General features: G+C 43.7%; 30 protein-coding genes. All 30 read right to left on the bottom strand.

Going from position 1 to position 24,952, the window contains the following annotated elements; genetic code table 11:
* Window positions 1–9: 9 nt before the first annotated feature.
* The 30 genes from rseP to KNQ12_RS03115 all read right to left on the bottom strand — a co-directional run bounded on the left by rseP (window position 10) and on the right by KNQ12_RS03115 (window position 24,948).
* Entirely contained in the window at window positions 10–1,251 is a 1,242-nt protein-coding gene (gene rseP / locus KNQ12_RS02970; RefSeq protein WP_023468687.1) for an RIP metalloprotease RseP, read from the bottom strand.
* Window positions 1,252–1,265: 14 nt separating this feature from the next.
* Window positions 1,266–2,420 carry a 1-deoxy-D-xylulose-5-phosphate reductoisomerase gene (locus KNQ12_RS02975; RefSeq protein ID WP_214746291.1) on the bottom strand — a complete coding sequence of 385 codons (1,155 nt, stop codon included), beginning with the start codon at window positions 2,418–2,420 and terminating at the stop codon, window positions 1,266–1,268.
* A gap of 14 nt (window positions 2,421–2,434) precedes the next feature.
* Entirely contained in the window at window positions 2,435–3,235 is an 801-nt protein-coding gene (locus KNQ12_RS02980) for a phosphatidate cytidylyltransferase (protein WP_214746294.1), read from the bottom strand.
* Window positions 3,236–3,254: 19 nt separating this feature from the next.
* A complete protein-coding gene (locus tag KNQ12_RS02985) occupies window positions 3,255–3,995 on the bottom strand; it encodes an undecaprenyl pyrophosphate synthase (RefSeq protein ID WP_023468690.1) in 741 nt (246 codons plus the stop codon).
* Window positions 3,996–4,074: 79 nt separating this feature from the next.
* Window positions 4,075–4,632 carry a ribosome recycling factor gene (gene frr / locus KNQ12_RS02990; protein ID WP_023468691.1) on the bottom strand — a complete coding sequence of 186 codons (558 nt, stop codon included), beginning with the start codon at window positions 4,630–4,632 and terminating at the stop codon, window positions 4,075–4,077.
* 1 nt (window position 4,633) lies between these two features.
* Complete coding sequence (gene pyrH / locus KNQ12_RS02995) at window positions 4,634–5,353, bottom strand: UMP kinase (RefSeq protein WP_023468692.1); 720 nt, start codon at window positions 5,351–5,353, stop codon at window positions 4,634–4,636.
* Between the two features lie 111 nt (window positions 5,354–5,464).
* Window positions 5,465–6,346 carry a translation elongation factor Ts gene (gene tsf, locus KNQ12_RS03000; protein ID WP_023468693.1) on the bottom strand — a complete coding sequence of 294 codons (882 nt, stop codon included), beginning with the start codon at window positions 6,344–6,346 and terminating at the stop codon, window positions 5,465–5,467.
* Between the two features lie 82 nt (window positions 6,347–6,428).
* Window positions 6,429–7,163 carry a 30S ribosomal protein S2 gene (rpsB, locus tag KNQ12_RS03005; protein WP_012370721.1) on the bottom strand — a complete coding sequence of 245 codons (735 nt, stop codon included), beginning with the start codon at window positions 7,161–7,163 and terminating at the stop codon, window positions 6,429–6,431.
* 129 nt (window positions 7,164–7,292) lie between these two features.
* Entirely contained in the window at window positions 7,293–7,754 is a 462-nt protein-coding gene (locus tag KNQ12_RS03010) for a hypothetical protein (protein ID WP_055968633.1), read from the bottom strand.
* A 13-nt stretch (window positions 7,755–7,767) separates the two neighbouring features.
* Complete coding sequence (locus KNQ12_RS03015) at window positions 7,768–8,541, bottom strand: FliA/WhiG family RNA polymerase sigma factor (RefSeq protein WP_053453774.1); 774 nt, start codon at window positions 8,539–8,541, stop codon at window positions 7,768–7,770.
* Between the two features lie 13 nt (window positions 8,542–8,554).
* Window positions 8,555–9,037: a chemotaxis protein CheD gene (locus tag KNQ12_RS03020; protein WP_023468696.1), complete on the bottom strand. Its 483-nt coding sequence runs from the start codon at window positions 9,035–9,037 to the stop codon at window positions 8,555–8,557.
* Window positions 9,030–9,638: a chemotaxis protein CheC gene (locus KNQ12_RS03025; protein WP_214746297.1), complete on the bottom strand. Its 609-nt coding sequence runs from the start codon at window positions 9,636–9,638 to the stop codon at window positions 9,030–9,032. The genes KNQ12_RS03020 and KNQ12_RS03025 overlap by 8 nt, the downstream gene beginning before the upstream one ends.
* Window positions 9,631–10,059 (bottom strand): chemotaxis protein CheW, encoded by a 429-nt coding sequence (locus KNQ12_RS03030; RefSeq protein ID WP_023468698.1) that lies wholly within the window; start codon window positions 10,057–10,059, stop codon window positions 9,631–9,633. Before KNQ12_RS03030 ends, KNQ12_RS03025 begins: the two co-directional genes overlap by 8 nt.
* 11 nt (window positions 10,060–10,070) lie before the next feature.
* Entirely contained in the window at window positions 10,071–12,068 is a 1,998-nt protein-coding gene (locus KNQ12_RS03035) for a chemotaxis protein CheA (RefSeq protein WP_023468699.1), read from the bottom strand.
* A 26-nt stretch (window positions 12,069–12,094) separates the two neighbouring features.
* Entirely contained in the window at window positions 12,095–12,949 is an 855-nt protein-coding gene (locus tag KNQ12_RS03040; protein ID WP_035396779.1) for a MinD/ParA family protein, read from the bottom strand.
* Window positions 12,946–13,998, bottom strand: coding sequence for a flagellar biosynthesis protein FlhF (locus KNQ12_RS03045; RefSeq protein WP_035396778.1), 1,053 nt, complete (start codon window positions 13,996–13,998; stop codon window positions 12,946–12,948). The genes KNQ12_RS03040 and KNQ12_RS03045 overlap by 4 nt, the downstream gene beginning before the upstream one ends.
* Before the next feature lie 3 nt (window positions 13,999–14,001).
* Entirely contained in the window at window positions 14,002–16,026 is a 2,025-nt protein-coding gene (gene flhA, locus KNQ12_RS03050; protein ID WP_023468702.1) for a flagellar biosynthesis protein FlhA, read from the bottom strand.
* 14 nt (window positions 16,027–16,040) lie between these two features.
* Window positions 16,041–17,132, bottom strand: a complete 1,092-nt coding sequence (gene flhB, locus KNQ12_RS03055; RefSeq protein WP_023468703.1) for a flagellar biosynthesis protein FlhB — start codon at window positions 17,130–17,132, stop codon at window positions 16,041–16,043.
* 4 nt (window positions 17,133–17,136) lie between these two features.
* The gene (fliR, locus tag KNQ12_RS03060; protein ID WP_214746300.1) at window positions 17,137–17,904 is read right to left on the bottom strand and encodes a flagellar biosynthetic protein FliR; all 768 of its coding nucleotides are present in this window, start codon (window positions 17,902–17,904) and stop codon (window positions 17,137–17,139) included.
* Window positions 17,901–18,173, bottom strand: coding sequence for a flagellar biosynthesis protein FliQ (fliQ, locus tag KNQ12_RS03065; RefSeq protein ID WP_023468705.1), 273 nt, complete (start codon window positions 18,171–18,173; stop codon window positions 17,901–17,903). The genes fliR and fliQ overlap by 4 nt, the downstream gene beginning before the upstream one ends.
* 12 nt (window positions 18,174–18,185) lie before the next feature.
* Window positions 18,186–18,854, bottom strand: coding sequence for a flagellar type III secretion system pore protein FliP (gene fliP / locus KNQ12_RS03070; RefSeq protein WP_023468706.1), 669 nt, complete (start codon window positions 18,852–18,854; stop codon window positions 18,186–18,188).
* A complete protein-coding gene (locus KNQ12_RS03075; RefSeq protein WP_023468707.1) occupies window positions 18,851–19,342 on the bottom strand; it encodes a flagellar biosynthetic protein FliO in 492 nt (163 codons plus the stop codon). The genes fliP and KNQ12_RS03075 overlap by 4 nt, the downstream gene beginning before the upstream one ends.
* Window positions 19,339–19,704: a response regulator gene (locus KNQ12_RS03080; protein ID WP_023468708.1), complete on the bottom strand. Its 366-nt coding sequence runs from the start codon at window positions 19,702–19,704 to the stop codon at window positions 19,339–19,341. Before KNQ12_RS03080 ends, KNQ12_RS03075 begins: the two co-directional genes overlap by 4 nt.
* Before the next feature lie 14 nt (window positions 19,705–19,718).
* Window positions 19,719–20,849: a flagellar motor switch phosphatase FliY gene (fliY, locus tag KNQ12_RS03085; protein WP_214746303.1), complete on the bottom strand. Its 1,131-nt coding sequence runs from the start codon at window positions 20,847–20,849 to the stop codon at window positions 19,719–19,721.
* A 1-nt stretch (window position 20,850) separates the two neighbouring features.
* Complete coding sequence (fliM, locus tag KNQ12_RS03090) at window positions 20,851–21,834, bottom strand: flagellar motor switch protein FliM (protein WP_023468710.1); 984 nt, start codon at window positions 21,832–21,834, stop codon at window positions 20,851–20,853.
* Window positions 21,835–21,843: 9 nt separating this feature from the next.
* Window positions 21,844–22,296, bottom strand: coding sequence for a flagellar basal body-associated FliL family protein (locus tag KNQ12_RS03095; RefSeq protein WP_023468711.1), 453 nt, complete (start codon window positions 22,294–22,296; stop codon window positions 21,844–21,846).
* Window positions 22,268–22,507 (bottom strand): flagellar FlbD family protein, encoded by a 240-nt coding sequence (locus tag KNQ12_RS03100; protein ID WP_023468712.1) that lies wholly within the window; start codon window positions 22,505–22,507, stop codon window positions 22,268–22,270. The genes KNQ12_RS03095 and KNQ12_RS03100 overlap by 29 nt, the downstream gene beginning before the upstream one ends.
* On the bottom strand, window positions 22,504–23,373 hold the full coding sequence (flgG, locus tag KNQ12_RS03105; protein ID WP_214746306.1) for a flagellar basal body rod protein FlgG: 870 nt from the start codon (window positions 23,371–23,373) through the stop codon (window positions 22,504–22,506). Before flgG ends, KNQ12_RS03100 begins: the two co-directional genes overlap by 4 nt.
* Window positions 23,373–23,828, bottom strand: a complete 456-nt coding sequence (gene flgD / locus KNQ12_RS03110; protein WP_023468714.1) for a flagellar hook assembly protein FlgD — start codon at window positions 23,826–23,828, stop codon at window positions 23,373–23,375. The genes flgG and flgD overlap by 1 nt, the downstream gene beginning before the upstream one ends.
* On the bottom strand, window positions 23,812–24,948 hold the full coding sequence (locus KNQ12_RS03115; protein WP_214746309.1) for a flagellar hook-length control protein FliK: 1,137 nt from the start codon (window positions 24,946–24,948) through the stop codon (window positions 23,812–23,814). The genes flgD and KNQ12_RS03115 overlap by 17 nt, the downstream gene beginning before the upstream one ends.
* Window positions 24,949–24,952 lie beyond the last annotated feature (4 nt).

The raw sequence follows: 24,952 nt of genomic DNA on the forward strand, positions 1-24,952 counted from the left end.
AGTGATTAATTAAAAGAATTTTTGAATGTCGTTCCAAGTAACGACGAGCATGAGTAGCATCAAAAGCGCAAAACCGACGAAGTGAACCAATCCTTCTTTTTGAGGATCAACTGGTTTTCCGCGTAAGGCTTCAAGGAAGAGGAATAACAAGCGTCCTCCGTCAAGTGCTGGAAGTGGCAATAAGTTGAAGACGGCTAAGTTAACGGACAACAATGCCGTCCATGTCAAGAGCATCGAGAACCCACTATCTGCGACCTGATCCGTCATCTTGACGATCCCGACTGGTCCTGATAACTGATCGACGCCAACGACACCGGTCACGAGATCTCCAACCGCTCCGACGATGAGCGTCGACATGCGCCATGTTTCTGAAACGCCCGTTTGTAGTGCTGTTCCGAATGATTTTTCTGTCTCATTCGTAACACCGATGATGCCGACCTTCTGTTCTCCTTGCTGTTGCACTTTTGGCGTGATCTCAGTTGTCGTCTCTTTCCCATCACGCTCATATTTTACTTCTGTCGCTTTACCAGCACGATCTTGGAATCCAGCACGTAAATCCGTCCATTTGGCTGTATCCTGTCCGTTGACTGAGATAATCCGGTCACCTTCAACAAGTCCTGCTTGATCGGCAGGTGAACCTTTTTGTACTGTTCCGATGACGCTTTCCCCTGTCGGAGAACCATTATATAAGGCAAGACCGAATAAAATGACGAACGCGAGGACAAAGTTCATGAACGGTCCTGCAGCAATCGCAAGGACGCGTTTCCAAACGGATTTCGAACCAAATGTGCGATCATACGGCGCAATTTGTGTCCGTGTCTGACCTTCGACAAGAAATGCTGTCGGGGAGACAGGGTATCGGACCGAGGTCTCATCCTGTAACCCAACGAGTTCGAGTTGACGCAACAAGTCAATCCGCTCGACAGTAACGACTTGGTCGACTTGTGGCTGATCTGCATCGAAATAAATCGTCTCGATGACACCGTCTTTTAACTGTAATCCGACGGTTTGACCTGATTTGATCTCAACGAGTTCAGGTTCTTCACCCGCCATCTTGACATAACCGCCAATCGGCAACAGGCGCACCGTATACAACGTCTCATTTTTAAACACTGAAAAGATCTTCGGTCCAAATCCAATCGCGAATTCCCGACAGAGAATACCTGCCCTCTTCGCCATTACGAGATGACCCCATTCATGGACGGCGACGAGTACACCGAACATCAGTACGATTGAAATAAAGGTCGTCATTACTTATCCCATCCTTAGTTAGCGAATGTAAGAGACGATACGAACTCACGCGCCCATCGATCGGCTTCAAGGATTTGATCCAAGGAAGGCTCGTCGATAAGGGTGTGAGCTTGAAGCGCCGCCTCAACGCTCGCTTCGATTTCTAAAAAGCGAATGTCCCCTTTTAAAAAACGGTCCACTGCTTGTTCGTTCGCAGCATTGAGTACTGATGGCATCGATCCACCGGCTTGACCCGCTTCAAAAGCAAGTCGTAACAACGGATAACGATCAAATGATGCATCAGCAAAGTGTAAGCGTCCGATTTCCTTTAAGTTTAACCGTTCTCCCCCTTGGATTTCAAGGCGGGACGGATATGTAAGAGCGTACTGAATCGGCTCCCGCATGTCGGGCATACCAAGCTGCGCCATGACGGCACCATCGTTGAACTCAACCATCGAGTGGATGATCGATTCACGATGAATGACGACATCGATATCCGCATAGTCGACATCAAATAACCAGTGCGCTTCAATAACTTCGAACCCTTTGTTCATCATCGTCGCCGAATCAATCGTGATTTTTGCTCCCATCGACCAGTTCGGATGCGCCAGTGCTTGTTCGACCGTCACGTCTGCCAGTTCTTCCCGTGATTGATCACGGAAGCTTCCGCCTGATGCCGTTAAGATGATTTGACGCACATCCTCTCGCCGCTCCCCGTTCAAGCATTGGAAAATCGCCGCATGTTCACTATCAACGGGTAAAATCGTCACGTTTTTTTCGCGCGCGAGCTTCATGACAAGGTGCCCTGCCGTGACGAGTGTTTCTTTGTTCGCAAGACCAATCGTTTTACCCGCCTCGATCGCGGCAAGCGTCGGACGTAAGCCGACAGCTCCTACGACCGCTGTAATGACTGTATCGACTTCAGGATTCGTCACGACATCAAGCAATCCTTCTTCACCGATGACGATCGTCGGCTGATAACTCAACTGCTGCTCGAGTTCTTGACGTGTTGTCTCATCTTGAACTCCGACAAGCATCGGTTGCAAACGATTCAACCACGGTACGGCGACCGTCGTGTTGCGACCAAATGCAAAACTCGTCAATTCAAAAAGATCTGGATTAGCCGCAATGACATCAAGCGTCTGCGTACCAATCGATCCCGTTCCACCGATGATACTGATTTTCTTCATAATGAAGCGCCTCCTCAAGCAAAGATATCGAGTACGACGAGGACCGTAAAGACGATCATCATGCTGTCGAACCGATCTAGAATACCACCATGGCCCGGTAGTAACGTTCCAGAATCCTTCACACCATAATGGCGTTTGTAAGCGGACTGGACCAAGTCACCAAGTTGCCCAACGACGGCAACGATGATGGCAAGGACAATGACTTTCCCAAAACCGACTGTCGGTTCGATACTTTCAAACACGACACCGAGTAAGATGGCAAGTAGCACGCCACCGACTGCCCCTTCAATCGTTTTGTTCGGGCTGATTGACGGCCACAGTTTATTCTTACCAAATCGTTTCCCGACGAAGTACGCCCCTGAATCCGTAAACCAGATTAAGAGAATGATCAAGAGCGACCACGTTAATCCATGTTCGAGTAAGCGGATGTAGGCGAACGATGCAAAACCGACACCAACATAAACCGCAGTCAGCAGTAAAAAGGCGACATCATCGAACGTAAAGACATTTTTCGAAAACACGTTCCAAAAGAGACCGATCAATAAAATGATCATTGCCCAAGCGATTGGTGAAAGTCCGATTGGGAGTGTCCGTTCGACTGCCTCTTCATAGATACCGACGAATGGTAATAACGTACCGATCCCGAATAAAATCCGTGGAATGCGCGAGCCGCTCCATTGTCGCATCCGGACGAGCTCGGTATAACCGAGAATCGTTAGTACTGCCATAAACGCTAAAAAGGGAAGTCCACCGATGTACAAAAGCGCCAAAAAGATGGCGCCTGCCCATATCCCTGTGATAATCCGAGTTTTCATAAGCTAGTTCCTCATTTAATCAGACGCCGCCAAATCGGCGTGTCCGTTGATTGTAATCTTCAATTGCTGCCAAGAAAGCATCCCGACGAAACTCTGGCCACAAGACATCTGTAAAATAAAACTCTGCGTACGCCGCTTGCCAAAGTAAGAAGTTCGATAACCGTTGTTCGCCACTCGTTCGAATCACGAAATCGACATCGGTTACGGATCCTGTCATTAGCTCGCGCTCGATCGTCTCCGGTGTAATCGCATCCGGTGACAATGTTCCTGCCTGAACCTGTGCGCCCAGTTTTTGCATGACTTGCACGAGTTCATCGCGTCCTCCATAATTCAGAGCGAAAATCAGACGAAGTCCTGTATTGTGTTGCGTATCCAGTTTCGCTTGTTCGACCGCCTCACGCGTGAAATGAGGGAGGCGAGATACTTCACCTGCTACCTCGACCTTAACATTTTGGGCATCGAGTTCTTTCAAATCTGATTCTAAAAACTGAGCTGGGAGCTTCATCAAAAAATTAACTTCTTCTTCTGGACGCGTCCAGTTTTCAGTTGAAAAGGCATATAGTGTCAAGCTTCTGATACCAAGCTCATTTGCAACTCGAACGACTTCTCGAATCGATTTCATCCCTTCACGATGTCCCATAATTCGCGGAAGCCCACGTTTTTTTGCCCATCGTCCATTTCCATCCATGATGATCGCAACATGTTCTGGCACCCGTTCATAGGTTTCGGTTTCTTTCGTCTGATTCAACCATTGAAACATTCGCACTTCCTCCTCTCTCAATTATGAAGAAAGGGACTCTTCGTGTGACAAAGAGTCCCCCACATGACGATCCGTCGCGTCATACTTCCATGATTTCTTGTTCTTTTTCCGTTGCCGTTTGATCAAGTTGTTTGACGAACTTGTCTGTCAACGTCTGAACATCTTCTGTATAACCACGTAGATCATCTTCTGTCAATGCACCATCTTTTTCTTGTTTCTTCAACTGTTCGTTCGTGTCACGACGAATGTTACGGAGGGCAACCTTGCCTTCTTCCGTATACTTCTTGACGAGTTTAACCAGTTCCTTCCGACGCTCTTCCGTTAATGGTGGAATCGCAAGACGGATGACCGTACCATCAGATGATGGTGCAAGACCAAGATCAGCACGTTGAATCGCTTTTTCAATCTCACTCACCATTGACTTATCCCAAGGAGTGATCAAGATTAGGCGTGCCTCTGGTGTGTTGACATTCGCTACTTGATTCAGCGGTGTTGGTGAACCATAGTATTCGACTTGAACGGGATCCAAAATCGCAACGTTCGCACGACCTGCACGGAGTGTCGCAAGTTCCTTCTTAAGTGAAAGATGTGCTTTTTCCATCCGTTCTTCGGCTTGTTTTAAGATTTCTTTTGACATATTAGTTCCCCCTTACGATTGTCCCGATTTCGTCACCGATGACGACACGTTTGATGTTACCTTCTTCCATCAACGAGAAGACGATGAGCGGGATGTCATTGTCCATACAAAGTGATGTAGCTGTAGAATCCATGACTTGGAGTCCATCTTTTAAGACATCCAAGTAAGAGAGCGTCTCGAATTTTTTCGCTTCTGGATCAACGTTCGGATCCGCTGAGTACACACCATCGACATTGTTTTTCGCCATCAAGATGACTTCTGCTTCGATTTCTGCTGCACGAAGAGCAGCCGTTGTGTCAGTTGAGAAATAAGGATTTCCGGTACCTGCTGCAAAAATAACAACTCGTCCTTTTTCAAGATGACGCATTGCACGGCGACGAATATATGGTTCTGCTACTTGGCGCATCTCGATCGATGTTTGAACACGTGTTTCAACACCTACATCTTCTAAACTGTCTTGAAGCGCAAGCGAGTTCATGACTGTCGCTAGCATCCCCATATAATCGGCATTGGCCCGGTCCATCCCAAGTTCTGCACCTGTTTTACCACGCCAAATATTTCCAGCTCCGACAACGACCGCTACTTCAACATTTAATTCAATCAATTCGCGAATCTGTTCCGAGATGGATTTGACGATGACAGGATTAATCCCAAACCCTTGATCTCCTGCGAGCGCTTCTCCGCTCAATTTTAACACAATCCGGTTATATTTCGGTTGCATGACTATGTCCCCCTTGCTAAATTCCGTAAAAAAGGAACACGAACCACTTCCACACGAAAGTGGATTGAAGCATACGTGTTCCTTCTCTTGTCATCAGGATGATCCCGATTCTTATTTTTTAAGTTGGTTCATAACTTCTTCAGCGAAGTTCTCTTCGCGTTTTTCCATACCTTCTCCAACTTCGAAGCGTACGAATGACACGACTTTACCGCCTTTAGATTCTACATATTTACCAACTTTGAAGTCTGGATCCTTAACGAACGTTTGATCGACGAGGCAGATTTCCTCGAAGAACTTGTTCATACGACCAACGATCATTTTTTCAACGATGTTAGCTGGTTTTCCTTCGTTCAATGCTTGCTCAGTGAGGACTTTTTCTTCACGTGCTTTTTCTTCTTCTGTGACAGAAGTACGGTCAACGTAAAGTGGACGTGCTGCTGCGATGTGCATTGCAACGTCTTTTGCAACTGTTTCGTCTGTTGTACCTTCGATAACGACGACTGAACCGATGCGGCCACCCATGTGGAGGTAAGAACCGAAGACTGCATCATCTGCTTTTGTGAAGAGCGCTACGCGACGGAGTGAGATTTTCTCTCCGATTGTTGAAGCTTCTTCTGAGATGTATGTGTCGATTGTTTTGCCTGCTTCGTATTCAGAAGCAAGAGCAGCTTCTGCTGTCTCAGAACCGTTACGGAGAACAGCGTCTGCGATGTTTTGAACGAGTGTTTGGAAACGTTCGTTTTTCGCAACGAAGTCTGTTTCTGAGTTGATTTCAACGAGTGCCGCTTTGTTGCCGTCAACTGCAACTGCAGTCAACCCTTCAGCTGCGATACGATCGCCTTTTGCTGCTGCTTTAGCGATCCCTTTTTCACGCAAGAAATCTACTGCTGCGTTCATGTCACCGTCAGTTTCAACGAGTGCTTTTTTGCAGTCGAGCATACCTGCACCTGTTTTTTCACGAAGTTCTTTAACCATTGCTGCTGTAATAGCCATTCGATATTCCTCCTTATAACATCCTTAGTTTCAAAAAAAAGGTGATAAAAGGTCGATTCCCTTTATCACCTGGCATCACGAATTACTCAGCGTCTGCTACTACTTCTTCAGTAGTTTCAGGTGCTACGTTATCTTCGCCTTGTTTAACTTCGAGGATTGCGTCAGCCATTTTACCAGTGAGCAATTTGACTGCACGGATCGCATCGTCGTTCGCTGGGATGACGTAGTCGATTTCGTCTGGATCACAGTTCGTATCAACAATCGCAACGATTGGGATGTTGAGTTTGTGTGCTTCTGCAATCGCGATACGCTCTTTGCGTGGGTCAACGATGAAGAGTGCATCCGGAACGCCTGGCATATCTTTGATACCGCCGAGGAATTTCTCAAGACGAGTCATTTCTTTTTTAAGAATGATGACTTCTTTTTTAGGAAGAACTTCGAATGTACCGTTCTCTTCCATTTTTTCGAGTTGTTTCAAACGGTTGATACGTTTTTTGATTGTAGAGAAGTTCGTGAGAGTTCCACCCAACCAACGTTCGTTGATGAAGTATTGACCTGCACGGATCGCTTCTTCTTTCACAGTGTCTTGAGCTTGTTTTTTCGTACCAACGAAAAGAACGTTTCCGCCTTCAGACGCTACTTCACGGATGAAGTTGTATGCTTCGTCTACTTTTTTGACCGTTTTTTGAAGGTCGATGATGTAGATTCCGTTCCGTTCTGTGAAGATGTATTTCGCCATTTTTGGGTTCCAACGGCGTGTTTGGTGACCGAAGTGTACACCAGCTTCTAACAATTGTTTCATCGAGATTACTGCCATGATGAATTCCTCCTTTTGGGTTTTGGATGTCCTCCGCGATGATCGTCTGTCCAGCTAACCTATTAAAGGCACCGCAGCTGGCGATACATGCGTGCGTAATTAACACCGTAGACTAATATAGCATAAAGATTAACGAGGAGCAACCTTCGTTTGACGAGAAAGTTTAGCAATTAAAGCGACCTCACCCGTTCCCCGGTTCAAAGAACGAGCGAGTGTCTCAAGATCTGTTCCTTCGCGTAAAGCCTGCTCCACATCTGTTAAGACCTGTTCTTCGTTCTGTACTTCAGAAGGAACTGGTGTTTCAATATATGATTCAGCTCGTTCATTTTGTACAACATTTTCCTCAGGTAAAACTGATTCTATTGATGGATTCTGATATGTTTCATTTATAGGATTAGATGATACCTCAGATTTTACGTTCTGCTCGGTCATTTCATTTACTTGCTCCATAAAGCTTAATAAAACTTGCTCTGTTTCGCTTTTTTCAAGCTCTAAACGGGATATACGATCTTTTAAATCCGCTTGCTGACGAAACAGCACAAGTAGTGCGTAGCATATAAGAGCTGCTAAGAGTATATACACGACTGTCATGATTGATTTCCTTTCACATTGCGACACGATCTGCTAAGTAGGCACTTCCCAATGCATTTTTTAATTTACGGAGAGCCTTAGAGTGGATTTGAGAAATTCGAGATGTTGACAATTCAAGGATTTCGCCAATCTCAGTCAATGTTAATTCTTCATAGTAGAACAAGGAAACGACGAGTTGTTCTTTTTCTGACAGCTCTTTCACTTCCTCTGCTAATTTAGCAATCAACTCACGCATTAATAACATGTCTTCCGGAGTCGCAGTATCAGGGTCTAGATAGGAAACGGTCATTGCTTTCCCTTCATCTTGTAAAGTGACGGCTTCGTCAATCGATAATACATTTGCAAAATAACTTTCAGCTAACGCACTCTTCACTTCATCTGTAGACATTTCTACAATCGAAGATACTTCTTCAATCGTCGGAGTTCTTTGAAGAGATTGCTCTAGTATTTCAACAGCTGCTTCGACCCGCTTTGCTTTTTCTCGTAAAGAACGTGGTAACCAATCGATTTTTCGCAATCCATCTAAAATTGCTCCTCGAATCCGAAAGGCGGCATACGTGTCGAATTTATTATTATGATTTTGATCGAATTTTTGAAGAGCATCGTACAATCCCATCATCCCTAAACTTTTCAATTCATCCCGATCGACACTTTTAGGTAATGTTGCACTTAGTCGTTGAACATGATACTGAACGAGAGGCTCGTAATTCAAAAGTAATTCATCTGCTACCGTGATATCACGTGTCGATAGCCATCGATCCCAAAGTTGTTGTAATTCCTCACGCATGACCATTCCTCCTCTATATTTCCAACGTCCCGACATTTACTGTCCGGATAACGAGACGTCCTGACTTTGAGTGGAACTCGATCGTCCGCCCATTCGTGCCACCTACATCTTCTGCAACGAGTGGGATTCCTGTCTTTTGTAACATATCTTTGACGGACGCAATGTTTCGTTCTCCAATCCGCATCGATTCATGTTCGTATTTGAATTGGAACATCTGTGCACCACCAGCAATCTTAGCACGTAAGCGTAATGCACCATTTGCTCGTAAGCGTTTTACGATTTCTAAAATAGCAGTATCTGCAAACTTACCGATTTCTGCCTCGCGATTACGACTAATGGCCGAATCTGGCAACATCACATGTGCCATGCTTGATAACCCTCGCTCTTGATCATAGATGACGACCCCAACGCAAGAACCAAGACCAGCAGTGCGAAGAATGACAGGCTGTTTGCTGATTGCGTATTCTGCAATTCCAATACGTATGAGTTCATCCATCAATGTCCACACCCAATCGCTGAAAAACTGTCTGAAACGCATTTGCTTCTGGAAGGAGAAGCAAGTGTCCAGTCAATTCATTCCCGGCACTAGAAAGATGAGTGTCGATATACAAAGCCATATTTCCCGGTGTTGAAGATTCAAGCAATGCCACCTCGAGAAGTGCGCCAACCATATCAAATGCAGAAGCAGGAACACTGACTTGGAGGGACAAATCCAACCAATCTGAAATCGATCGTGCATATGCCCCAATTAGTATATTCCCGATTTCCTCCCAGGCAGAAACCCCCATTTCATGAGAATCAGAGAAGAATTGGAATTCAGATTTCATTAGCTGTCCAATTAATTTTTCTGCATCATGGAGTGGCATCAAAAAAAGCAAGGTCGCTCGAACATCACCTGAGAACCGTAACAATGCGCCAGCCGTGTAAGCTTCTGCACCGCCCACACGATCTATGATCGTTGTAAACGATTCTAATTCGGCAGAAGGCACTTCGATTTCAATTGGTTTCCCTAAAAGTGTAGACAATGCTGTAGCAGCATGACCTGCTCCGATATTTCCAATTTCTCTGAAAATATCTTTTTGATCTGAATTAAGCATGAACGATATCCTCAAATAATCGATTTGGTTCGATTAAAGAAAACAGTTGGTCTTCTCCTTTTGCGACTGCCGTTAGGTAAGATGCATCTTCCTGTTTTTGTTCGCCCAAAGGCTCGATTCTAACTTCAGAAGATTCTACGACTTCATTCGCTCGATCAACGATGAATCCAGCGTCTCCGTGCTCAAGTGTTGCAATGATGATCCGTGTTTCTTCTGTTTCTTCGATTACGTCAAAACCTAAACGTGAACGTAAATCAATCACAGGTGTTACGACTCCACGCAAATTAATTACACCTTTAACGTAAGAAGCAGCATTTGGAATTCGTGTGATGGGAATGAGACGTTCAATTGAACGAACAGATTGTACGTCAATCCCATATGAATTCTCTTCTAGTTGAAAAACAACCCACTTTTGTTCCATCTTCAATTCCCTCACTTTCGTAATAGAGCGTTACTGTCAATGATTAATGCCACTTGCCCATCGCCAAGTATAGTTGCTCCGGAAATAGCCCGAATACCTTCGAGATAACTACCTAGCGGCTTCATGACAATTTCTTGTTGTCCAATCAATTCAGAAACGATTAAACCTGCCAGCTTTTCACCACTACGAACAACAACAACGGAGTAAGCCTCCGCCTCATGTTGCGGCAATCCATAGACTTCATTTAACGAAATCAATGGAACCAATTGTCCACGGAAATCGAATACTTTCTCGCGATGCGCCTGTAAGATCGAAGAGCTTCTTAATGATGTTGTCTCGATGATTGCCGTCAACGGAATAGCATACGTTTCTTTACCAAGTTCAACCAACATTGCTGAAATGATAGATAACGTAAGTGGTAGACTAATTCGGAAAATAGTACCTTCACCACGACGTGTTTCTACAAATACTTCCCCACCAAGAGATTCAATCTTGGATTTCACAACATCGAGTCCTACACCTCGCCCGGACAAATCTGTCACCGTTTCTGCTGTCGAAAAACCTGGAGCGAATAATAACATCGATGCTTCTTCAATTGTTAATAGTGCCGCCTCTTCTTCCGTAATTAGCCCCTTTTCAATCGCGATTCGTGTGACGCGCTCGTGGTTAATTCCAGCACCATCATCTTCGATTTCAATGAAGACTCGATTTCCCGAATGATAGGCGCGTAATGATAAATTCCCTTCAACAGGTTTTCCAGCAAGAATTCGGTCCGCTTTGTTTTCGATTCCATGATCGATTGCATTACGAATCAAGTGAACTAATGGATCTCCGATCTCATCGATGACTGTTCGATCCAACTCTGTCTCAGCACCAGTGATATGAAGTTTTATGTGTTTTCCGACATCTTTCGATACAGAACGTACCATTCGTGGGAAACGATTAAATACTTGTTCAATTGGCATCATACGTAAAGTCAATACGAGAGACTGTAATTCGTTCGTCCCACGCTTAATTCGCTCAACAGTATCCGTCAATTCAGGAGAACCTACTTCTGCCGCAATTCGTTCTAAGCGACCTCGATCGATGATGAACTCCTCAAATAAGTTCATGAGGCGGTCAATCCGTTCAAGATTGACACGGATCGTTTTTGAAGCGACTGGTGCAGTGACATCCATTGGTTCACTCGTCGTAGAAGTCGCCTCTTTTTGAATCTCTTCAGTAACAGGTTCTTGTTGCAACGTAGAAGTGGCAACTTCTGCTTCTGACGTCGTCTCAAAAGGGACGATGGAAACATTCGCCACTTCTGATACGGCTTCAACTGCTTCTCGAATCGTCTCTTTTTCACTTTGTGTTACGAATAAAATCTCAAATGATGTATCAAAATGTTCTTGCTCTAAGTCATCTGAAGTCGGATTTGATAAAATGACGTCCCCCAGTGATTGAAGACGATCAAACACCATATAAACGCGAGCAGCTTTTAAGATGACATCAGCTGATAGTTCGACTGATAACACGTATGCTTGATAGCCTGCTGCAATCGATTGTTGGACAACCGCTTTTGAATAGACATCACATTCAAAATTCTGTTGCGTAGTAGGTAGAACATTCGTTTCAACTTGTACATCATTCGGTTGAATGAATCGCTTCAATCGATTAACCGTCTCCGTTACATCTAACTTTCCTTTTCCGCCTCGACTAATATCTTCAACCATCGTTTCAAGTTGTTCTGCCGCGACGAATAATACATCAATCAGTTCGGAAGTAGCTGGTTGTTTTTTAGAGCGAACTAAATCGAGAGCACTCTCCATTTCATGCGTTAAGTCAGCGATAGCATCATACCCCATCGTTCCTGCCATTCCTTTGAGTGTGTGAGCTGACCGGAAAATTTGATCAATGACAGCTTCGTCATCCATACGTTGTTCGAAATCCAATAAGCTTGTATTGATTGCTTGAAGGTGCTCCATTGATTCATCAAGGAACAATCCTACATATTCATTTAAGTCCATGAATGATTTCCTCCTTTATTTCCAACTTAATGGACATGATCTTTCCCATGCTTTAGCCGACTTAATAATCGATCTAAAAACTTTCGTTCTTTTACGCGAACACCCGTCAATGAAGTAGTAATGTGATCCATTCGCCAACTGACATGACTTTTTCGATCCATGATATAAAATGGCATTTGGGCTTTGACCGCTTTCACTACTGTTTGATCTTCAGGTAGAAAACCAATGAAACGTAGTGATTTTCTTAAAAATTGAGAGCTGACTAATTCGAGCCGATCAAATGTTTCAAGAGCTTCTTCACCATTCGTAGCTCGATTAACAATCACGGAAACAGGCAATTCATTCGCATGATGATGGGCTAATTTTACAAACGCGTACCCATCCATGATGGAAGTAGGTTCTGGTGTAACAACTAGCCATGCTTCATCTGCACTACCAATGAAATCAAACGTTTGATGATTAGCACCGGCACCTAGATCAAGTAATACATAATCATATTCATAGAAGAATCGAAATTCACGTAATAAAAAGGTAATGTCATCACTCGTGAAATTCGTCAATTCAGCAAATCCACTTCCCCCATGAATGAACTGAAGGGTTGGTGAATATTCTACAATTGACTGTTGTAGTGATTCTCTTTTCTTCACACATTCCATCAGTGATAACTTAGAAGATTTACCGAGTAAAATACCAATGTTAGCCATACCGATATCTAAATCGATAATAAGTACCTTCTTGTTTTGAAGAGATAGAGCAACACCTAAGTTGACAGCGACGTTCGTTTTCCCAACGCCACCTTTACCACTAACAATAGCAATCGTTTTAGTTTCATTTACGGATAACTTAGAGCGTAGGACTCGAGCTTGATCTTCTTGCATCATCCCATTCCTCTCTCGACGATCATCTGGGATATCTCTTCTACAGAACTAAACAAGATATCTTCAGGTACTTCTTGACCAGTGGTTATACAATAGATGGGTACATCACTTTCTTCCGCGAGACCAACGATTGACCATAATTCACTTGTCTCGTCCGCTTTTGAGAAAATAATTCCAGATACAGGTACGGATTGAAAGCGATCATACATACGAAGTAGATCTTGATATTTCGCAGTCAGACTGAGTACGAGAAATACATCCGTCTCTTCAAAAGTATGCCGACTTTTTAATTGTTCAACATACCCGACATCAAGGAAATTCCTACCCGCTGTGTCAATCAGAACGATATCGCATGATTGTAATGCTTCTTTCGCTTGTTCAAAGTCATTCAGATCGTATGCAACATGAATCGGGATACCTAGTATATCTGCATATGTGTTTAATTGTTCAATGGCAGATATCCGATATGTATCCGTCGTAATAAGACCGACTCGTTTTTTTTCTGTTAACGTAAAATGTGCTGCTAGTTTTGCAATCGTAGTCGTCTTTCCGACACCTGTAGGACCTGTTAACATAATGAATTTCGAATGCGTCGTTTTCGTCCGAATCTTCGCTTGAACCTCTTCGAGTAATACCGTGTTCAATTCAGCTTGCTGCGTTTGATAATAAGTTGACACAAGTTTCTCGTGTAGGTGTTCTGCCAACTGATTCAACGCTGGCTCCGCAAGTAACTTAGCGTACTGTCTTAGTTCTCTTGGTAATGGTCTTTCCCCTGTCGTAATAATTGTAGGGCGTTCTACGATTGATCGCTGTTCTATTTGGTTTACATGAGGGTTCACTCTATTCGGCTGTTCTACTTTAACAGTCCTTTTATCCTCTACATGTTCATCCACCGAACCGACCAATTCTACTTTTCGTTTTGCAAAAACCCCGAAAATACCACCGACTTTTATATGCCGTGTATTCAAGATGATAGCTTCTTCGCCTAACTCCTGTTTAACTCGCTCCATTGCTTCAGCCACCGTATCTGCTACGATTTTTTTCACTATCATTGCTTATATCACCCCAATACTCTTCACTTCGATCGTCGGCATCAATTCGTTATACGATAAGACCGGAATATCCGGGAAGTATCGTTCCGTCAACTGACGAACGAACATTCGAATACTTGGAGAAGTCAGAATGATTGGATGTGCGCCATAGCGTTCAAACTCCATCGTCCGTTCTTGCAGCGTTTCGATGAAGCGACTCGCTTTTTCGGGATCAAGCGCTAAATAATTACCAAACTCTGTCTTCTGGATCGCCGACTGGATATCGAGTTCCATCTCACTTGAGACTGTTACGACGTGTAACACCTCTCCTTGCATGACTTGTTCAGTGATTTGACGTGATAAGGATTGGCGAACATACTCTGCTAGTAATTCACTATCCTTGGTTACTGCGGCATAATCAGCAAGCGTTTCAAAAATTAAAGGTAAATTTCGAATCGATATTTTCTCTTTTAGTAATTGAACGAACACTTTTTGCAAATCCCCAATCGAAAGTAGTTGCGGCGTAACTTCTTCCACTAAAATCGGATGAGATTCTTTTAAATGATCGACCAATTGTTTCGTTTCTTCTCGACCAAGTAATTCAGCAGCATGTTTCTTTAAGAGTTCTGTTAAGTGCGTAGCAACGACAGATGGTGGATCAACGACCGTATATCCTGACATTTCTGCTCGGCTCCGTGTCTGTTCATCAATCCAGAGTGCCGGCATACCAAAAGCCGGTTCTACAGTCTCGATACCACGGATTTCTGGATCGTCGACACCCGGGCTCATCGCTAAGTAATGATCAAGTAACAGTTCGCCGGTTGCCATCTCACTTCCGCGAATCTTAATCCGGTACTGATTCGGTGATAACTGTAAGTGATCCCGAATTCGAACGGTCGGAAGAACGAATCCGAGTTCAAGAGCTAGTTGCCTACGAATCATGACGACACGATCGAGTAAATCGCCACCTTGCGCTTCATCAGCAAGCGGAATCAAACCATAACCGAACTCGAATTCAATCGTATCAACATTTAGTAAGGAAATAACTGATTCGCTTGATCGTAAATTTTCGCTTGGTGCTTCTTCGACAGCAACTTCTTCTTGCATCGTCTTCGTCGCCTGCTTCATTCGCCAAGCAAAGAATCCAAACAGTGCAGCGATCGGCATCGTGACGTAATCCGGAATCGCCGTGAACAGTCCAAGTAAGAAGATCGCTCCTGCTGCAATTCCAACGAGGAGTGGTGTCCGTGTCAATTGACCGATGACATCCTCTCCAAGATTTCCATCAGACGTTGAACGTGTGACGATAATACCGGTCGCAACCGATATCAAAAGGGCTGGAATCTGACTGACAAGACCGTCACCAACTGTTAGCAACGTATACAAATTGACGGATTCCATCATCGGTAAACCCTGCTGGACAACACCGATGATCATCCCAAAAATCAAGTTGATGATGACGATGATGATGCCTGCGATTGCATCTCCTTTAACGAACTTCGACGCCCCATCCATCGCACCATAAAAATCCGCTTCCGACTGAATTTTTTGGCGACGAGTCCGGGCTTGCAATTCGTCAATCATGCCGGAGTTCAAATCAGCATCGATCGCCATTTGTTTCCCTGGCATCGCATCGAGCGTAAAACGTGCCGAGACTTCCGAGACTCGTTCTGAACCCTTTGTGATGACAAGAAACTGGATTAAGACGAGAATCAAGAAGACGACGAAGCCGACAAGCGCGTTACCTCCGACAACAAAACTACCGAAAGCCTCGATGACTTCGCCACCGTTTCCGTTTGATAAAATCGCCCGTGTCGTTGAGACATTGAGCGCAAGACGAAACAGCGTAACGATCAGTAACAATGTCGGAAATACAGAAAACTCAAGTGCCTCTTTGGCATTCATCGCAACGAGTAGCACCATCAAGGCAATTAAAATATTGATGATGATTAAAAAATCGAGCATGATAGCGGGCAGTGGAATGACGAGCATGAAGACGATCATGATGACGCCTAGCAGAACCGTTAAATCTCGTGTTGATATACTCATGATGCTTCATCCTTTCATTTTGCTTGTTTCAGTTGATAGACAAAGGCGAGTGTTTCAGCGAGCGCCTGATAGAACGTTTCATCCACTGCCATACCAATTTCTGATTGAGCGAACAACGCCCGCGCCAGCGGACGATTTTCAACAATCGGGACATCAGCTGCTGTCGCCTTCTCCCGAATCCGGAACGCGACAGCATCTACGCCTTTAGCAACGACAATCGGTGCCATATGTTTTCCGTCATCGTATTGAATCGCTACCGCATAATGGGTTGGGTTCGTGATGACGACGTCGGCATTTGGTATTTCTTGCATCATCCGTCGCATCGCCATCTCCCGTTGTTGTTGTTTGATTTTCCCTTTGATTTGAGGGTCACCCTCTGTGTTTTTATGCTCATCTTTTAAATCCTGTTTACTCATTCGGATCGACTTCTCGAAATCAAATTTTTGATAAGCGAAGTCCAAAATGGCTAATGCAATCAAAGCGATACTAACAGATAAACCGAGTAAAAATGTTAAATGACCAATGATAGCTAATGCATCACCGATTGGTTCCGAAGTCAACCGTGAAATTTCGACCTTGTTATTCCATAAGACCGTGCCGCTCGTCACACCGATGACAAGCAGTTTAAAGACCGATTTTAAAAATTCGACGAGCGCTTTGACACTAACAATTCGTTTGACGCCTTGTAGTGGATTAATCCGATCTAGTTTCGGTTGGATCGCCTCGCCACTCAAAAGTACACCAATTTGAACAAAATTCCCGAGAACACCGATGACGACCGCTGTTAAAAAGAACGGTGCGACGAGAATTCCCATTTGAATCAGCATCTCGACTAATATCTGTTCAATTCGTCCCTCCTCAACAGCCTGCAACACTTGACTTGCACTTAGACCATCTTGTAGAACGAGGACGAATCGTCGTCCTAGAAATGGACCAAAAAAATAGAGGACGAGGAACATCGCGAATAACATAAAACTACTTGTCAGATCCGCTGATTTTGCGACTTGTCCCTTCTTGCGGGAATCATCCCGCTTTCGAGGTGTCGCCTTCTCCGTCTTCTCACCAGCGAAGTACTGAAGGTCAAGGCGTAATCGATATGAATGCATGTCCTCAACCTCCTAGTAATCGAATGGCATCTGCAAGTACATCTTGTAGTAATGGAACGAATCGACCGATTCCTGTGATCGTCGCTCCTGCTAATAAAAACAGAATCGCGTATCCCATCAATAGTTTGACGGAAAAACCAATCGCAAAAATGTTGAATTGGGGAGCCGTTTTCGCTAGGAAACCGAGCGCGAGATCCACTAAAAAGAGTGAGACGACAAGTGGCATCGCCATTTGTAAGGCAGTCAACATCGCAAGCCCAACGACACGGATGACAAGGCTCATTCCTGCGTCGCCCGATACCGCAATCAGGCTACCTGGTGGAAAGATTTGGAAACTCGTGTAAATGCCGTCAAGTAAAATCAGGTGCATATCAGAAGCGAGCAAGACGAGTAATGTCAGCATGTAATAAAAACGACCAACGATGGGAGACTGTCCACCAAACATCGGGTCATAAGCGGAAGCCATTGCAAGCCCCATTTGCAAATCAATGATGGAACCGGCAATTTGTGGCGCATACAATAAAAAACTGGCAAGTAAACCAAGTGCTATACCGACTAAAACTTCCGTTCCCATTCGAAAGAAAAAATCGAAATCTTCTACGCGGACATCTGTTTTGACGGCATAACTTGCAAAGTAAGCTAGGCCTGCCGCCAATGCTAATTTATGTTGTGCTGGTAGTTGCTTTGAAGAAAACAACGGAGCTGCAACGAGAAATCCGATGATCCGACCAAAGATGAGTAAAAAAACACTCAAGAAAGAAAGTAACGTCATTTGCGGGAAACCTCAGCGATTTGTTTGAATAGATCAATCGTAAATGTCTGTAGCTCCTGCATGATCCAAGGACCAAAAAAGACGAGTGCTAAAAATACGGCAACGATCTTTGGAACGAACGATAACGTCTGTTCCTGAATTTGCGTCGTCGCCTGCAAAATACTAACGAGCAGACCTACGACGAGCGAGACGAGTAGCAAGGGAGCCGATACCTTGAGTAATGTCCAGACGGCAGAACTTGCAAGCTGTATGATCATTTCTTGAGTCATTCGGATCCCTCCCTAACGCATACTGACGAGCAACGATTCAACGATCAGGTGCCAGCCGTCAACTAAAATAAATAACAATAATTTAAACGGTAACGCAATCATGACCGGCGGCAACATCATCATTCCCATCGACATCAGGACACTTGAGACGACCATATCGATGACAAGAAAAGGTATGAAGATCATGAACCCGATTTGAAAGGCCGTTTTTAATTCACTGATCGCATAAGCTGGAACAAGTGCGACAAGTGGAATATCTTCAATTTTTTCTGGTTTTTCATAATTACCGTACTTTAAAAACAACTCTAAATCGTTTGTTCGCGTGTGTTTCGACATGAACCGTTTCATCGTATCTCCCGCTTTATCAAACGCTTCATCTTGACTGATTTTATCTGCCATATATGGTTTTAAGGCCGTCGTGTTTAATTCAGATAAGACAGGCGACATAACGAATAATGTAATGAACAAAGCGAGTCCAACGAGGAGCTGGTTTGGTGGCGTCTGTTGTGTTCCAAGAGCAGAACGGACAAAAGACAACACAACGACAACACGCGTAAAGCAGGTCATCAAAATGAGCAGTGACGGCGCAAGTGATAACAACGTCAGTAACACAAGTAGCTTAATCGATGTCGCTGTTCCTGACGGAGTATCAAGTGATATCAGATTCTCAATCGTATTCATGAGCGACCTCGATTCTTTTGCAGTTGTTCGAGTTGTTGTTTAAACGTCTCAAGAAACGGCGAAGGTGAGGATTTCGGGGAAGACTCTTCAAAATCCGTTGGTTCATATCCTTCCAGATCATCCAATGTATCTAATAATTGTACATTTTCACCGACACCGACGACGTAAATCTTATCTTGTATCTTGACTAACTGAACCGATCGATCTTTCCCGAGTGGTACTCCACCTAAATGGGTCAATCGTCCGGAATGTCTGACACCTCGCGTTCGTTCGTGAATGAATCGTGTCACAAGGATGAATCCGCCGATCAAGACGATAAGAACGACGACTCCTTTAAAAATAGTCAACGCCATGGAAGGACTCTCATCGACTTGCTGAGTCGCCGGTGCATCGTTCTGAGTTGGATTTAATTTTTCTTCGACTGTTTCTGCACTTACGGGAACCGAAAGCAAAAACAGCAGACAAATCAGCAAAGTCACTTTTTTCATGACGAGACAGTTTTCGAAACTGCTTCAAGTACACGATCTGCTTGGAACGGTTTAACGATGAAATCTTTAGCACCTGCTTGAATGGCATCGATAACCATTGACTGTTGTCCCATTGCTGAACACATGATGACTTTGGCAGCCGGATTAATTGCTTTAATTTCCTTTAAAGCAGAGATTCCGTCCATTTCTGGCATCGTGATATCGAGTGTGACGAGATCTGGTGTTAATTCCTTATACTTTGAAACAGCCTCTAATCCATTCTCCGCTTCGCCAACGACATCGTAGCCATTCTTCGATAAAATTTCCTTGATCATCATTCGCATGAAAGCAGCGTCATCTACGATTAATACTTTTGCACTCATTTTATAGTTCCTCCTTAGAACATCCGAAGACGTTCTTTTGTATTTACGATTTCTGTAATGCGTACTCCGAAGTTTTCTTCAATGACTACAACTTCTCCGGTTGCAATCAACGTGTTGTTTACAAATACATCTACTGGTTCACCTGCTAATTTATCAAGTTCAATGATGGAACCTTGCGTCAGTTCTAGGATATCTCTAACCGATCGTCGCGTACGTCCTAGTTCAACCGTGACGTTCAACGGTACGTCATACAACATCCCAATATTAGCCGGCGTACCGTCTACTTGTGCATCACTTAATTGACCGAATTGGACAGGACTGACGGCAACACTTTCTTTCACTACTTGCTCCTGAACTGGAGCAGGTTTTGCTGGTGGTGGAGAAGTTTCAACGGCTGGTGACGGTTTAAGTTGAGTTTGTGCTGCAGGTTGAGCCGGTGAAGGCTCATTTGATACTTCAGTACTCGCTAAGAACAACTTTTGAATGAGTTGTTTAGAAAACTCGAGCGGTGCCAACTGTACGATTTTCGAATCAATCAATGTCCCGATTTTCAAATCGAACTCAATGATGACCATACTGTCCCAAAGAGAGAAACTATCTACGATACTTTTCTCTTGCGAAAAATCAAAAATTTCAACAGCTGGAGGTGAGATATCAATTCTCATGGAGAATACCGTGGACATCGATGTAGCGGCAGCTCCCATCATTTGGTTCATTGCTTCTTGTACAGCTGAAAGCGCAATCGGCTCCATCTCAGCAGTTTCATCAATGACACCATCTCCGCCCATCATTAAGTTCGCAATAACGGAGGCATCCCGTTGTGTTAAGATGAGGACATTTTCACCTTTAAAACCTTCTGTATATCCAACGCGTAAGGCAACATGCGGAATGGGATAACGACTTCTTAATTCATCCATCGTAATCATTCGAACATGTGGCGTCGTAATTTCTACTTTTTGATTCAACAATGCGGATAAAGCGGTAGCTGAATTTCCTAATGAAATATTCCCTACTTCTCCAAGCGCATCGATTTCCATCTCATCTAAAACTTCTTCATCCGATTGGGTATCGCTTGCATCATCAGAATCAGATGGTGTTCCTCTTAATAAAGCATCGATCTCATCTTGCGAAAGCATATCGCTCATGTTATTCCTCCTCAATTCGTTGTATGACTTGTAAAGCGAGATGCTTCCCATTTAGACCTGGTCGCGCCTTGAACATTTTACGATCATCGACGAACAGTTCAACCGGATCAGATGTACGTGTCTTAAGGGATAGACAGTCGCCAACTTCGAGGTGTAACAACTCACCAAACGACAGATCCGTCTGGCCAAGCACTGCTTTCAAATCGACGACAGAACTCATTAATTGAGTCTGCATATGTTCAGACGCTTGATCATTGATTGACTTACGCTTATCTTGTTGCATCCAAAAATGACTGGATAGTTTAGGTAAAATCGGTTCTAATGTGACGAAAGGTAAACATACATTTAATGTGCCACTCACTTCACCGACCGTTACATAAATGGACACAAGAATAACCGTTTCATTTGGAGAGACGAGCTGGAGAAATTGTGGATTGATCTCAAGATCATCATATTCAGCTTCTAATTCTGTAATCGATTCCCAAGCCGCTCCATATTGCACAAATGCTCGTTTAAACAGCTGCGTCAAAATACGTGTTTCAATTTCAGTTAAGTTCTCAATTTTGTTCATTCCTTCGCCCGGTCCACCAAGCAGACGATCTAACATTGCATACGCAATATTTGGGTTCACTTCAAAAATGACTTTCCCGTCTAATGGTTGAAGGTTGACCAAATTGATTAATGTCATATTTGGAATAGAATGAATGAATTCATCATAAGGCAGTTGTTCCACTGTATTCACTGTGAACTGGACATATGTTCTTAACTGAGCTGAAAAATGAGTCGTTAGCACTCGAGCAAATTGCTCATGAATGCGCGTTAAGTTTCGTAATTGGTCTTTAGAGAAACGAAGGGCACGTTTGAAATCATATACCTTAACGCGCCGCTCTTCTTCTTGACTCCTGATTTCCTCAACTTCCATATCTCCACTTGAAATAGCTGATAGCAAGGCGTCAATTTCATGTTGTGATAATACTTCGCTCATGCTGCCACCTCACTGGATGATTTTTTTCGTAGTGTAGACACGTTGGACATCACCCTCTTGGATGAGTTTTTTGAACTGGACACGTAATTTTTCTTCCAGTTTCTCCATGTCGGCTTTCGAATCCAAATCCGATTTTTTCATGGTAGATAAATCCCCAAGAATGATATTGTTAATTTGGAATTTACGTAATTCTAAATCATCCCGTGTTTTTTGGTCATCGGTTACGATTGTAAATTGTACATTCAAGAAACGTTCGTCTGAGATGTTCGTCGTCAAATCATCAGTCTGAAGACTACGTGCATCAAGCTCTTCACCAGTCGGCTGTTCTACTTTTGCTTTCGTTTCATCTGGAGCAATCAAATATTTCATTACCATGTACCCAGCTCCAACCATCATGAGAGCAACGATGACCATGATCAATGGTAATTTAAGCTTACTTTTCTTTTTCTCTTCTTCCGCCATCATCGATCCTCCTTACACTCGTCAAACCGGTCAATCCGATTTGACGATAAAATTGAATTGCTGCCTCCGTCACTTCCTCCATCGATTCTTGTACGACATACGTTTGTCCACCAATGAGGTGAATCGTCGTATCAGGAGTCGAACGAATGGATTCAATCAAGCTGGCATTAATGACTAATGGTGTTTTTCGTAACGTCGTTAACTGAATCATCGTTTCAGATTGACGAGTTCTTCTAACACTTGGTCACTCGTTGTAATGATTCGTGTGTTTGCCTGGAAACCGCGCTGTGCAATGATCATTTCTGTAAATTCTTCTGACAAATCGACGTTTGACATCTCGAGTGTTCCAGATGTCAATTGACCGAGACCGTTTGTACTAGGGGTTCCGGTTGCTGCTGCACCAGAGTTTTGAGAAGAAGCAAATAAATTTACACCAGACTTTTCAAGACCACCTGGGTTAGGGAAGTTTGCTAATGTAATATACCCTACCGTAGTTAGCGCACCCGTATTATTTACATAAGTGACTAATCCATCTTTCCCAATCGATAAGTTTCGTGCATCAGTAGGGATTTTTAATTTTTGATAACCTGGAGTCGGCGCTGCAGGTGGAACAGAACCATTCGGTAAGTTATTAGGAACAGGACCTGTTGGAACAGCAGCTGTTCCAGTACCAACAACGTAGTTTCCATCACCAGTAACGATGTTACCGTCTAAATCCGTATAAAAGTTTCCTGAACGAGAATAGCGAACACCTTCCGCTGTCATGACTTGATAGAATCCTTCTCCTGAAATCCCGACGTCAAGCGTCCGACCGGTATTTTGAAGTGCTCCTTGGTTGTAGACGTTATCGACTGTTGACATCGATGCCCCAAGACCGACTTGTTTCGGGTTTGTTCCCCCGACTCCGCCACCCGCACCAGAAGCAGATCCGACAGATTGGTTAACTAAATCCTTGAACGTAACACGCCCTTTTTTGTAACCGAATGTATTGACGTTTGCGATGTTGTTACCGACGACATCCAATTTCGTTTGGAAGTTTTTCAATCCACTGATTCCTGAATACATTGAACGTAACATTATTTTTCCTCCTTAGATTTGATTTGCGTCAGGTCATACACACTGACCCGTTTACCGTTCGATAATTCAGCGATGACATCCACACCATCTCGTTTGACACTTAGTACAGTTGCTGTCTCTTCCGTTGAAGACGTTTCATCCTCAGCGTTAGCAGACGGTGTATAACTGACATCTTTCCCAATCAGGTTACTGTACGTCATCAACGCACCCGCATGCTGATTTAGGATCATCGTTTCCATTCCTTTTCCAATCGATTGCATCTGTTCTAACGAAGAAAACTGAGCCATTTGGGCAATGAACTCCTTATCTTCCATCGGAGCTGTTGGATCTTGGTTCGATAACTGGGCGATTAAAATCTTCATGAACATATCTTTATCCATCGAATTGTTGGATACGGTTTGCTTTTTTTCAGGTAACTGAAACGAAGAACCGTCATTTTTAATCCCTTCCGTCATCTTCTTCCTCCTCTCGCTCTTCTTCTTGCTGATGTGAAGAAGATTCCTGTTTTTCCTGTTCATGTCGTTCTGAAGAGAATCCTTGTTCAAATTCTCTTGCAGCAGTCGCAATGATACCTGTTTCGATTTTCACAACCGGACTCTGTTGATGTAGTGTCGTATGTAGTTTTCCGAGTTGTTGTTCGATCAATTGCTTCGTTTGCTCATTCGCCATGAAAAGCTTAATCGTAAGTTCATTTCCTTTTCGATCTACTTGAACGACTAGTTCACCTAATTGTTCAGGATATAAACGAATAGAGATTTTTGAAGAACCATCTTTACCGTTTATAAAAGGTGCTTGCTTTAAAGCCGCTTCGATTCGATTCATAATTTGCTCATCGACCGGTAAAAATGGAACTGTGCGATTCACGCTATTGAAAAGGAGCGCATGATTCATTCGATTTACACTTACTGCCGGTGCTGCTGTATTCGCTTTAATATCTTGTTCCAGTGCTGAGGAGGGCTCTTGACTTTGTTTCTGAATAACATTCACTATTTTATTCTGACCCGTTTCCATGAACTTTTCTTTTGACGGCGTCAGTTCATTTTTGACGGGTAAAATCAACTTCTCCATGTTTTCTTCTACTGGAGCCGTTCCAATACTTTGCACGGAATTTACTTCTGACTTCAATTGCTGATTCTGTTTCTGTAATACATTTCCGATCAACGTATTAATTTGAGCGGGAGTGATGGATGATTGATCGAGTAGCTGAACAGCAGATTCGATATTTCCTTCTTGAATCGCCTTTAAAATCTGAACAATCTCTCGATGCTTCACCGAATGAATTGGAAGGCTACTGACCTCAGGTTGCTCCAGCACTTCTAAAATCATTTCTGGATGATCCATAAGCGACTGGATATTTTGAAGCAATACAGCCTTTTCAGATTTTCCATCTACATCTACACGTTCCGAATCTTTTAGTGATACATCCGGTATTCCTTGATTTACAGTCAACTCATTGTTCGTTAGAAATTGTAAAAGTGTCGCAAACTTACCTGTTGCATCTGTTGCGTTCCCCATCTCATCGGTACCTATCGCTGTTCCTTGTACCGGATTCATTTGAAGATCTGAAATATTCATGATC

This window comes from Exiguobacterium sp. s11 (assembly GCF_018619015.1).
Taxonomy (GTDB): domain Bacteria; phylum Bacillota; class Bacilli; order Exiguobacteriales; family Exiguobacteriaceae; genus Exiguobacterium_A; species Exiguobacterium_A indicum.